Here is a 10,688-nt window from a genome sequence, read left to right on the forward strand (position 1 = left end):
TCGAGCGCACGTCATTCGTTATTTGGCGCTTCGTGCGTCGATCAGATCCGCGGTCGTATGACTTAGGCGATCGGCAAGAACCCGCAGTATCTCGATGGTCATTTCCGGGAATTCCCTCATAAGCCTCAGGAAATGATCTTTGCGGATTCTCAAGACTTCCAGCGGACTTGCCGCTCTGACGGTGGCAGTGCGGGAGCTGTTGCACAATATGGCAATCTCGCCAACAATCGAATTTGGCTCCAGTTCGGCAACTTTTATCGGTCCACTGTCGGAATCGACCAGAATATCCGCCCTGCCTGAAAGGATGACATAGGCGGCGTCTCCCTCGTCGCCCTGCCGGAAAAGGATCTGACCGGCGCTGTAGCTCACACGATCGGATGTGAAGGCAAGCAGCTTGAGCTTTGTCGGCTCGATCGCAGAGAACAAGGGAACGCGTTGCAGCATTCCAACTTCATCCTTGAGCAGCATTGTCGCAAACCTTCCCAAAATTCGCGTTTGCCAGACTAGAGCAACGGACGCCCAGATGGAATGAAGTCTGTTTCCGGGACGGCGAGACGAACCACGCGAAAGGTGGCGAGCCCGATGTCGTGCGATCGGGCGATGCCGCCTGACAAATGGGCGTCCGCCAACTGGAAACCCTGAAGAGCCGGGTGAATTTCGGCAAACCCCTTCGGGTTTTCGGCGCGGATGTGGTCCAGCTACGCCCTTCGCCGAATCCCTTGATCTTGCAGTAAATTCCCACTGGCAGAATGATCCCGTCTGAATGTCCGTTGCTCATGACAACAATTCCTTGAAGATACCGTTCCTTGCCAAAAGTGCCTCGGGTGTTCCGTCTTCCACCAATTTACCCGAGTCGAAGACGATAACGCGATCGAACATCATCCCCATCGCCGGATTCGTCACGACCCACACAATTGCCGGCGAATGGTCGTCGCGCCTGGCTTCCTCCAGCACGTTTCGCAGCACCTTATGCTGCATGCGCTGGTCGAGCGCCGACAGCGGCCGGTTGAGAATGAGAAAATCAGGACGCTTGAGCAGAGCCCGGGCAACATCAAGCTTCTGTCGCTGTCCACCGGTCAGCCGCCTGCCGCCGGAGCCGACGTTGAAGTCCAGGCCGACATCCAGAAGTTCGGCATAAAGCCCCAGTTCGTCAAGAATATCATAGACGATGGAGCGTATCCGGTCCGGCGCATCGGGATGGTTGTTGCCCACACGCCCGAACAGGACATTATCCATGACGGTGGCCGCGGCAATGTATTTGGCAGGATCATACCGTTCGATCGCATTTTGCAGCTCGGGCGGCAGGTTTTCATAGAACCGGTTGCGTGCAGCGACGATCTTGCTCATCAGCTCGTCGCTCAGCAGGCCGAAGCGGTGCCGGGGCTCGATATACGCAAAGCTCAAGGTGACGATCATGGCGCGGTCGTTCTCCGAAACCGCCTCGTAGGGACGGTTCTTGAGCCGTTGCAGCAAGGTTTCGTAGGTGGGTATCTCCTCGGCGCTCATGAAGGCGAGTTGCTGGAAGAACTGGTGATCGGGCGGCAGGTCGGCAAACAGCTCGATCGCCTGTTCGGCGATCTCCATGCCCATTTCGTAGAGCGTGCGGTCGAGGCCGGCCTGCCTCAGCACAGAAGCAAAATAGGGATTGGCCGCTAGAGCCCTGTCGGCCAGTTCGGGGCCGGCGGCAGCGCCGAAGAGCAGGTTTTGGCCGATCGTTGCTTCCTTGTTATAGGCGCCCGGTTCGAAAGGAACCACAAGTGCGCTCAGCCCTTCGTGTTCCAGCCGGGTTCGCAGCGCCGCACGCAGTTCGACGATCCGCCTGGCAAGCTCCGTGTGACGCGTGAGGTCGGCCAAAGAGCGCAACCCAAGATCCAGAATGTCGCGCGATAGAACAACCGCGTCGAGCACCCGGCGCACGGCTTCAAAGAGGTCTTGCGGGCCGGTAGCGCCAGCGGAAGCATAGTTGATCCAGTCGCTGTGGATATCAAAATCCGGATTGCCCGACTGGCGCGCCTCGTGAATGTTCCAGCGGTGCTGGTCTGCCGCAGCACCGTTATAAGGCACCGATGTTAGCGGCGCATGCTTCAACCCGTAGAGCAGGTTATCGCGGAGGCTTGCCTGGAACAGGAAAACATCCGACGAGGCATAGGACATGCGCCGGCCGGTCACGGCTTCGGGGAGTTCAAGCAGGTCGTCGGCGCCCGAAGCGACCCTTCCGCTATCCGGCCAGTTCAGCCGCGCGAAGGCTTCTGCAAGCGCCTCGGCTCCACCTGTTGCAGTACTGACCAGCGCCACCGTCTCACCCGGCTTGACCTGGAGGGAGATACGGTCGAGGAGCATTGCACCGCCATCGTCTGCTATGGACAGATTGATCGCCGACAGGGGGTTGGTCATCGGATCGGGATCGTCGATCGTCAATGCCTCGATTCTCGGCGCAATGAGATTCTTGGCGGTGAACTGTTCAACGACCTGCTGATATTTGACCTGGACATCCTGCCGCGCCTGATCCCAGTCGATCAGTTCCTTCATCGGTCCGGGCAGGTCCTTGTAGGCGCTGATCACGGCCACGAGCTGACCGACGTCCAGCCGCCCCTGGATGACCAGATACCCGCCTATCATGTAGAACAGAAAGGGCGTGACCTGCGCGAGAAAATTGTTGAGGAACTTCACCATGAATTTCCATTGGTAAAGATCGAAGCGGATTTTAAAGATGAGCCCGAGCCGGGCAGCTATGTCGGCGCGCTCGTAGTTTGATGTGTCGTGGACGTGAACCGCGCCGATGCCGTCGACGATTTCGCCAACCCGGCCCGAAAGCGCGCGCGCCGTCAACTGCCGTTCGCGCCCGAGCACGATCAGCCGCCGCCGCATTCGCGGGATGAGCACGATCTGGATCACCACGATCACGGCCGCTATCATTCCGAGCCAGAAGTTCTGGACCAGGATGAACAGCATGGCCGTCAGCGCCTGGCCGCCGAGCAGCACCGGCTGCACGAAGGCATCGCCGATGAAGCCGCCCAGCGGCTCCACCTCGTCCTTTATCATGGTCGCCACTTCGGCGGATTTCACCCGCTTGAAGTAAAACGGCGGAAACCGCAGCACACGATCGACCAGATCGAAGCGGATACGCCGCAGCATGCGTTCGCCGAGGCGGCCCTTGTAGGTGTTGATGTAGAATTTGAACAGGCCGTTGATGACGACTAGCAAGAGGAACACAAGGCTCAGGGCAAACAGCGTCGCCTTGCGGTCGAGCTGAAAACCGGAGAAGAACTGAACCTCTCCGATGAACGGCAGGTTATAGTGCAGCCTCATGAATGGCTGGGTCGCGCCCGGTTGCTCGAAGCCGCTACCTTGGATCGGGCCGTTGATGATCAGCTTCGGCAGGTCGAAGGACATGAAATACGGGATCATCGAAAGCACGACGATCATCAATATCCATAGCTGCTGCTTCTTGGTGTGCGTCCAGATATAGCGGGCTAGGCTGGGTTCCATATGCGGCTGTGGACCCTTCAGTTGAATGCATGCAGGATGTAAAAGCACCTGCTGGCGAGTGGCGTATCGGCAATTTCTTCGTCGCCAACGACAAGCTCGAAGCTGCAGCGCACGGAGATTGTCCTGCGCTCGACGATGGAAGGAACCTGCGATGCGGCGCGATCCAGTTCCGGCGCATGGTCGATGACAACGCCATGGGCATTGTTGATCAGCGAAGAAAGCAGCCGGCTAAACGGTTCGCGGCCTCCGTAGGGTTTTAGCGAATAGCCGAGCAGCACGAGGCCGCAGCTGCGCCGCTGGTGCTGGCGGATGGACGCCGATGGTCCGGACAGATGCAACAGGCTCTCTCCGGCACCGGGCAATGGCGAAGCGGCTTGCTGCATAATCACGTCCGCGAATTCAAACAGCCTTGCGGGAGGCAAGATTGCGTTGTGTCGCCCGAAATCCCAACTTACAAGACGAATATGATGGATGTCACGCAACCACGCAATGCCGGCATGGACTGGCACGAGCAAGCCTCGGACCTCACGCGGGGAATTGCTGCCTATGTCAACTGCCCTCTCGTGGCAGGGCTGGCGCGCGTCATCGCCAAGCATCCGAAGGCCGATATCGCAAACGCCTTCAACCACAAGCAGGTCGCCTGCAAGATGTGGGCGCTCGACAGGCTGTTCGAAAGCTGCGGCGGCCGGTTCAGGCGCATATGGGTTCTGGGCGGATGGTACGGCGTATTGCCGGCAATGCTTTTCAACGACGCCCGCTTCGACATCGCGGCGGTCGACAGCATCGACATCGATCCCGAAGTCGCGCCGGTCGCCCGGACCCTCAACCGGGAAGCCGGCGACCGGTTCCGGGCTCTGACGGCCGACATGTACGCACTCGACTATGTGGCTGGGCGGCCCGACCTGGTGGTCAATACGAGCTGCGAACACATAGCCGACCTGCCCGCCTGGCTTGCTCTGCTTCCGCGGGGCACGAATGTACTGCTGCAATCGAACGATTATTTCAGCGAGCCGACGCACATCAACTGCGTGGCTTCACTTGCAGCCTTTGAAGCAATGGCGGCGCTACGGGAGGTGCGGTTCTCCGGCGAACTGCCGACAAAAAATTATACGCGCTTCATGCTGATTGGAACTGTTTGATGCATTTCGCCCAAAAGCATGCCCTCGGGCCCGACCCGAGGGTGCGTAGCGGTTTTGGCAACCACATCTATAAAACAACGACTTGAAGCGCGTCGCGCGAATCTCACCAGACGCGACGCGCGTTAGCATCTATCGTCTGCTTGACCATGAACTTTACCGAAACCGGGACCCACCTTTAGGGACCACGTCCGATACCGCTCGCGCAGGATTTGCGCCGAGCGACGCGCGCCTTCCAGATCGAGACGATGCGCGGATGGGGTCGGACCCACAAGCGCCTGTTCGATCGCTTGCGCCAAAACTTCAGGCGTTAGGTCCTTTTCCATCAGCACCGTTGCAAGACCGAGTTCTTCGAGCATCAGAGCGCGAACCGTCTGCTCGGTTTCCCCGCCGGCTGCAAATGGAACGAGCAGGGAGCGACAACCCGCGCGCAGGACATCGCAGACCGTGTTGTAACCCGCCTGCGAGACCGACAGGCGGGCGCCGGTCAGCAGGCTGGCGAAATCCTCGCGGAACCGGAAGATGGACAGGCCCGGCGTGGCATCGCGTGCGATCGCGTCGAACTCGTCTTTCGGCAGGTTTGGGCCGGTGATCAAACACCATTTCCAAGCGTTGTTGGCATTCCGCGCCGCTGCGATGGTGGAGCTGACAAGGCTCTTACCGGCAGCCCCGCCGCCAACCGACACCAGGACGTCGAAGCGCTCGGAGGCCGCGGGCGACGGCGGCGCGGCGACGAGCCCTGTGTAGGTGACCTCGGCCCTGATCGCCCCAGCCAGTGGAAATGTCTTGTCGATGGTTGCGAAAGCCGGATCGCCGTGGACCATAACAAGGTCGAAATGCCTGTTGATGAGATCGACCGTTTCCTCGTTTCGGCCCGGCTTGACGCGCTCCTGAAGGATATCACGGACGGACGTCGCCAGCAGCGGTCTGGGCGACGTCGCGTCGATGGCCTCGATCAGCGGCAGGAGTTCGAAACGCATCTGCCGGCGTCCAAATGGAAACGCCTCGACAATGACGATGTCAGGCCGGCAATCCCGGAATGCCTGCAGCAGCATCTCTGAACGCCATTTCTTGAAATCATCGTCGATGGGTTTGCCCTGCAGGTCGACAAGTCCGGAAAATCCTTCATCACCGGAGGTAACAGGTGGCAGGGTTACAGATTTTACACCCAGTCCCGAAAACCCCGCGATCGGCGCTCCGCCGGTCACGACGGTTACGGCAAAACCGTCATCGACCAGAGCCGCCGCAATGCGGCTGGCGCGCGCGAGATGGCCGATACCGAGGAGGTGCTGGACATAGAAGAAAGCACGCAGCCGCTTCATTCGGCGGCCCGCCACTCCCGCTCGAACAGTTCCTTGAGCTGTCCAATGCTCGCCATATGATCGAAATTGCCGCGCACGCGCCGCTCTGCGGCGTCGCCGAGGCGGGCGCGCAGCACGGGATCGCGGATCAGGCGCTCCAACGCCTGTGCCAGGGCAATTGGGTTTTCCGTCGGAACCAACAGCCCGGTTTCATCCGGCGATAAAAGCTCCGGCACGCCGGAAATATCGGTCGACACGCAGGCAAGCCGTTGGCTAGCCGCCTCCACCAGAACATTCGGCAGACCGTCCCGGTCGCCATTTGCGGCGATCCTGCAGGCCAGGGCGAAGATGTCGGCGCAGCGGTAGTGCTCAAGCACTTCCTCCTGCGCAAGCGCGCCTTTCCAAGAGACGCGACCATCCAGTCCGAGCTTTTGCGCCAGCGCCTTGAACCGTTCCAGTTCCTCGCCGCCGCCGATATGCTCAAAACGCCACGCCAAATCACCAGGCAAGAGGGCAAGGGCCTCCAGCAAGGTATCGTAACCTTTCTTTTCAACGGCGCGCCCGACACTCAGAACGATAACCGGTTCGTCCGGCGCCGAGCCGTCATGCTGTTTTCGCGCCTCGCCGAAACCGCCGAAGCGATCAAGGTCGAGCCCATGATAGCTCAGATGCACAGACGAGTTGCCGTTAGCGAGTTTTTTCAGACGGTCGAAGCCGGCTTTCGTGCAAGTGACCGTCCAGCGCGCCGAGGAAAGCTTGCCAGCCAGATCCCAGTCCGCCGAAGTCCAGATGTCCTTGGCATGGGCCGAGCAGCTCCAGGGCAGGCCACGAAGCTGGCTGGCATAGCGCGTCACCGATGCCGGTGTGTGCGCGAAATGTGCATGCAGCCAGCCCGCGTCTTCCGGCCATTCGGCCGCCAGCACGAGCGCTTGCCCGAAGCGGCGCGCGCGATTGCGCGTAAAGTCGCGGCGGATATCGGTAGCCAGCGATCCGAGCGCGCGCCAGAAGCCCGGCCGCAGCAGATAAGCAAACAGCGAGCGAACCACGCGCAGCGGCTCTTCATGCAGATATTCCGGCAGATAATGGACGGGCGCTTTGATCTCGTCATTCACGGGGTGGCGTTTTGCGTCGGTCGGCCGTCTGAGCGCGACGAGTATCAGGTCGAACCCCGCAAGCTCCAGACCGAGCAGTTCCTGCGCGATGAAGGTTTCCGACAGCCGCGGATAGCCCTTCAGAACGACGACGATCTTGCGATGTTGCAACTCAGTTCATGCCTTCAATGACCGAAAGGTGATGGCCGCCCCGCCGGTCGAGCAGTTCCGCGACGATTTCGGAAATGTGAGGCAGCCCTTCCAGCGTCAGATGCGGATGGCTCTGCGATGGGCCGGGCCGGTCCGGCAGCACCTCCAGTGCATTGGCAAACCGCTGGGAATCCTCGGCTTCTTCCGGCAAAAGCATCTCGATGAGGCCGAGTTCGGCTGCGCGCCGTGCTCGGATAAGTTGTTCCTCGCGGGGCTTGACGCGCGGCACGATCAGCGCCGGCTTGTCGAAAGACAGTATCTCGCAATAGGTGTTGTAACCGCCCATCGCAACGACTGCCTTGGCACCGGCAATCAGCTCTTCCATGCGGTTGTCGAACTCGATGATCCTGATATAGGGGATCTTGGAGCCCTTCTTGAGCAGCTTGTTGCGCTTGCGCGCCGGCATGTAAGGCCCAAGCACGATCAGCGCCCGATGCTGCAATTGCGGATCCTGCTGATAGGCATCGATGACGCTGTGGATCAGTTCGGCGCCGTCACCGCCGCCACCGGTGGTAATGAGGATATAGTCGCCCTCGGGCCGGTGGCCGGGCAACTCGTTCTTCTGCAGGCTCCGTTGCAGGAAGCCGACGAACTTCATCTTTGCCCTGACAGCCGGCGGCACATCCAAGCCGGTCAACGGATCGTAGAAATCCGGCGGACCATAGACCCAGATTTTGTCGTAGAACAGGCCTATCTTGCGCATCACATCCCTGCGTGCCCACTCTGCTTCGAGCAGATGCGGCGCGTCCATCACCTCGCGCAGGCCAAGCACGAGCGTGGTACCCCGCGTCTTGAGGTAGGACAGCGTGTCCTCGATCTCACCGCGCAGGCCGAGCGGTTCCTTGTCGACGATGAAAATATCCGGCCGGAAGGTCTCGGCAGTGTGGCGGATGATCGACTGGCGCATCCTTAGCGTCTCATGCAGATCGATATCCTTTTCCAGCGAGGTGTATTCGCCGTTGCGCAACTTGATGACGCTGGGGATCTTCACGAAGTCGACACGGGCGCGGTAGTCGAAGGCGCCAGCGATAGTCGCACCCGAAATGATAAGCACCTGAAGTCCGCGGAAATCCTCGACCAGCGAATGCGCGATCGTCCGGCAGCGCTGCAAGTGGCCGAGCCCGAACGTGTCGTGGCTGTACATGAGAATTCGAGTATTTTGTGCGTGCTGGGTCATTGTTGAGCGTCTTTTAGAATTCTCGGCTTGAGGACCGTCGGCGACCCGCACGAAACCATCCTCGCGGGTCTACCGAGCTGTTTTGAAACATGAGGGCGCAATTTTCAATTTGTATTACCCAAGAGGGTCCATATGCAGAAGCTTGTCACGTGGTCCAGAAGAACCTGCATCATTTCACTGGTATTGACCATCTCGGATTCTCCCACACCGAAGGTCGACCGTGTGGTCACCGTGGCCTTATGCAGGCAACTTTACCGGACCTCTTTCCCGCCGTGGGCCCCTACCTCTCACAGCCCAAGCGTATCTCGCGCCCAAATTCTAGAGGCGAATGGCAAACAGTCGAAGTTCCCGACCTTGCCATTATCGGGCCCGAATTGTTTGAAGCGGCACGAGATAGGAAAAAGGCTCGTGCAGTTACACACCCAAGCCATCAGCGCCGGCCCCGACGCATGTTGTCGGGGCTTTTGAAGTGCGGTGCTTGTGGAGCGGGATGTCCTCAAACGGCAAGGACAAGTCCAGGCGAATTCGTATCCGATGCTAGTCCGCGACAGAGACGGCGTCAAAGAGGTGGTGAAAGGTGGTAGAGGGAGAGGACCTGAAATCCAACCATCTCCACCGGCGACCCGCATAACCCGCAAGGGCAAAAAGGACGCCGCAAGTGCGGTCACGCCCCCGTTTCAATTGGTTGGTCGGTCGGTTCTTCCCGCTCCGAAGTTCCTGCTAAATATCGCTGTGTGCGCCCCAGCACCGCACCCAATTCAATACGATTTCGCGCGTCAGTTGCATCCTGGCCTCGGACACGTTTTTGTTTGCCCGTTGCGTTCCCGGGGGGAAGGTGGATGAGCATCGCCCAAAGGGTCGGTCCAGTTCTAGATCAGGCGATCGCCGCAATCCTCAACAGGGCGGACCGAGGGGAAACCGTCTCGGTCAAAGCCGCATTAAACCACGTTCGGCAGTCTGCCCCTGATTTGACCGCATGCGACAACCAACTAACCGAGGCTATCGTTGAAGTCGCTGCTGCCCTGGGCCTGTTCGTGGCTTTCGATAATTGCGAGTAGCCGGTCAATCGAGCGCGAGCAGTAGCGAGCAGCACGTTTGTGTAAGCGAATTCGCGCACTGCCAGTGGAACAAGAATTGCTCCGCACCGTTCAAGCTAAGCAATCCGTCGCGGCAGCAATGAAGCGCCGCAGCGGAGTTTGCTTGGAGGCAATATGAGAAAGCAACTTTCCTCGGCCGCGGCAGGAATCCTTCTGCTCGTTGGTGTCAGCGCCGCCGCCGCCCAGGACGTCGTCGTCATTCAACCCGAGCAGGATACTGTGATCCGGGAATACGTGAAAAAGAAACCGATGGCATCCGTCAGCCTTCTCGGCGTGGAGCTCAACATCGGCACAGCTCTGCCCGATACAGTCGAGCTTTACGAGGTGCCGGACGTTCAGTACCGCTACGTAGTCGTCGATGGCCGAACCGTCCTTGTCGACCCATCTACCCGCAAGATTGTGAAGGTCTACGACTGACACGAACTCTTCAGACTGAAGCCCGCCGTGCAGAAAGGTGCGGCGGGCTTTTTTTGTTTGGAACAAGGGCTTTAGACGACAGTTTGGGCTTTTGCAGCATGTTCTCGCAGACCGATCCTGCGATCGGTGTGCTCCGATCAGCCCGCGTCCATCTCTCACAGGGCGCGGGCTTTCATTCCGTAGGCGCGTTACCGGTTCAGCCTTTTCGACGGTCTCAATGATTGCCTTCGCGAGTGCTTCGCCCTCATGGATAGGCTCGGGGGCCGTAGTCTCGACCGGGGAGGCGCCGCGCCGGCTGCCTTATCGCGGGTTACCAATCCGGATTATCATCGAGCCAATATGCTCCAAAACAGCCGAATTGGGGCGGGAGATCCAGTCGCCGTTTGGCGTCAAATGCCATCTCAGAAACAGTCCAGAGTGAGTTGTTCTCCCTCACATTAGGAACGATGGTGTACCCTTCCTCGACAATCGTCAGTCTCAATTCCTCGAAGTGCCTTTTGAAGCCGCTCTTAATTTGGCTCCGTGGATACCGCCGCCCGTGCATGCATTCTTGCTTCAGAATGTCGGAAGACAGCCGGGCACTGGCCGTTCTCACTGCTTCTTCGGCGATCGGCTTGTAAGGAAGCCTGTCATTGGACCAGCATCGTCCTGCCGACGCCACCAGCATCGCGGCCAACAGGCCTGCCAGGAACTTCCCCACGTTGGTCCCTCCCGACCAAGGAGGTATGTTAGTCTCAATCGAAACCGTGCTGCCATCAATGCACAGTCAG

Annotated in this window: 10 protein-coding genes; 3 read left to right on the forward strand and 7 right to left on the reverse strand. The window is 59.4% G+C overall.

Going from position 1 to position 10,688, the window contains the following annotated elements; translation table 11 throughout:
- Nucleotides 1-18 precede the first annotated feature (18 nt).
- From NMG70_RS05405 to NMG70_RS05415, 3 genes are all read right to left on the reverse strand, one after another.
- Nucleotides 19-468, reverse strand: coding sequence for a cyclic nucleotide-binding domain-containing protein (locus tag NMG70_RS05405; RefSeq protein ID WP_254023581.1), 450 nt, complete (start codon nucleotides 466-468; stop codon nucleotides 19-21).
- Nucleotides 469-774: 306 nt separating this feature from the next.
- Nucleotides 775-3,489, reverse strand: a complete 2,715-nt coding sequence (locus NMG70_RS05410; RefSeq protein ID WP_254023582.1) for an ABC transporter transmembrane domain-containing protein — start codon at nucleotides 3,487-3,489, stop codon at nucleotides 775-777.
- A 17-nt stretch (nucleotides 3,490-3,506) separates the two neighbouring features.
- Nucleotides 3,507-3,872 (reverse strand): hypothetical protein, encoded by a 366-nt coding sequence (locus NMG70_RS05415; protein ID WP_436798352.1) that lies wholly within the window; start codon nucleotides 3,870-3,872, stop codon nucleotides 3,507-3,509.
- An 84-nt stretch (nucleotides 3,873-3,956) separates the two neighbouring features.
- Here NMG70_RS05415 and NMG70_RS05420 point away from each other — a divergent pair, with 84 nt between their 5' ends.
- On the forward strand, nucleotides 3,957-4,628 hold the full coding sequence (locus tag NMG70_RS05420) for a class I SAM-dependent methyltransferase (protein ID WP_254023583.1): 672 nt from the start codon (nucleotides 3,957-3,959) through the stop codon (nucleotides 4,626-4,628).
- Between the two features lie 122 nt (nucleotides 4,629-4,750).
- Here NMG70_RS05420 and NMG70_RS05425 read toward each other — a convergent pair whose 3' ends face one another.
- The 3 genes from NMG70_RS05425 to NMG70_RS05435 are packed head-to-tail and all read right to left on the reverse strand — an operon-like array spanning nucleotide 4,751 to nucleotide 8,404.
- Nucleotides 4,751-5,947 carry a glycosyltransferase family protein gene (locus NMG70_RS05425; protein WP_254023584.1) on the reverse strand — a complete coding sequence of 399 codons (1,197 nt, stop codon included), beginning with the start codon at nucleotides 5,945-5,947 and terminating at the stop codon, nucleotides 4,751-4,753.
- Entirely contained in the window at nucleotides 5,944-7,188 is a 1,245-nt protein-coding gene (locus NMG70_RS05430; protein WP_254023585.1) for a glycosyltransferase, read from the reverse strand. Before NMG70_RS05430 ends, NMG70_RS05425 begins: the two co-directional genes overlap by 4 nt.
- Before the next feature lies 1 nt (nucleotide 7,189).
- Nucleotides 7,190-8,404, reverse strand: coding sequence for a glycosyltransferase family protein (locus NMG70_RS05435; RefSeq protein WP_254023586.1), 1,215 nt, complete (start codon nucleotides 8,402-8,404; stop codon nucleotides 7,190-7,192).
- Nucleotides 8,405-9,243: 839 nt separating this feature from the next.
- Between NMG70_RS05435 and NMG70_RS05440 the strand changes: the two genes are divergently transcribed.
- Together NMG70_RS05440 and NMG70_RS05445 are read left to right on the forward strand one after the other, a co-directional pair.
- Nucleotides 9,244-9,462, forward strand: coding sequence for a hypothetical protein (locus NMG70_RS05440; RefSeq protein WP_254023587.1), 219 nt, complete (start codon nucleotides 9,244-9,246; stop codon nucleotides 9,460-9,462).
- Nucleotides 9,463-9,615: 153 nt separating this feature from the next.
- Complete coding sequence (locus tag NMG70_RS05445; protein ID WP_254023588.1) at nucleotides 9,616-9,918, forward strand: DUF1236 domain-containing protein; 303 nt, start codon at nucleotides 9,616-9,618, stop codon at nucleotides 9,916-9,918.
- Nucleotides 9,919-10,228: 310 nt separating this feature from the next.
- Here NMG70_RS05445 and NMG70_RS05450 read toward each other — a convergent pair whose 3' ends face one another.
- The gene (locus NMG70_RS05450; RefSeq protein WP_254023589.1) at nucleotides 10,229-10,618 is read right to left on the reverse strand and encodes a hypothetical protein; all 390 of its coding nucleotides are present in this window, start codon (nucleotides 10,616-10,618) and stop codon (nucleotides 10,229-10,231) included.
- Between the last annotated feature and the right edge of the window lie 70 nt (nucleotides 10,619-10,688).

This window comes from Mesorhizobium ventifaucium (assembly GCF_935822925.1).
Classification (GTDB): domain Bacteria; phylum Pseudomonadota; class Alphaproteobacteria; order Rhizobiales; family Rhizobiaceae; genus Mesorhizobium; species Mesorhizobium ventifaucium.

Excerpts from the sequence above, each read along its gene's own strand:
- NMG70_RS05415 (WP_436798352.1), bottom strand. The coding sequence starts at position 3,872 with ATGCAGCAAGCCGCTTCGCCATTGCCCGGTGCCGGAGAGAGCCTGTTG.
- NMG70_RS05410 (WP_254023582.1), bottom strand. The coding sequence starts at position 3,489 with ATGGAACCCAGCCTAGCCCGCTATATCTGGACGCACACCAAGAAGCAG.
- NMG70_RS05440 (WP_254023587.1), top strand. The coding sequence starts at position 9,244 with ATGAGCATCGCCCAAAGGGTCGGTCCAGTTCTAGATCAGGCGATCGCC.
- NMG70_RS05435 (WP_254023586.1), bottom strand. The coding sequence starts at position 8,404 with ATGACCCAGCACGCACAAAATACTCGAATTCTCATGTACAGCCACGAC.
- NMG70_RS05405 (WP_254023581.1), bottom strand. The coding sequence starts at position 468 with ATGCTGCTCAAGGATGAAGTTGGAATGCTGCAACGCGTTCCCTTGTTC.
- NMG70_RS05425 (WP_254023584.1), bottom strand. The coding sequence starts at position 5,947 with ATGAAGCGGCTGCGTGCTTTCTTCTATGTCCAGCACCTCCTCGGTATC.
- NMG70_RS05445 (WP_254023588.1), top strand. The coding sequence starts at position 9,616 with ATGAGAAAGCAACTTTCCTCGGCCGCGGCAGGAATCCTTCTGCTCGTT.
- NMG70_RS05420 (WP_254023583.1), top strand. The coding sequence starts at position 3,957 with ATGGATGTCACGCAACCACGCAATGCCGGCATGGACTGGCACGAGCAA.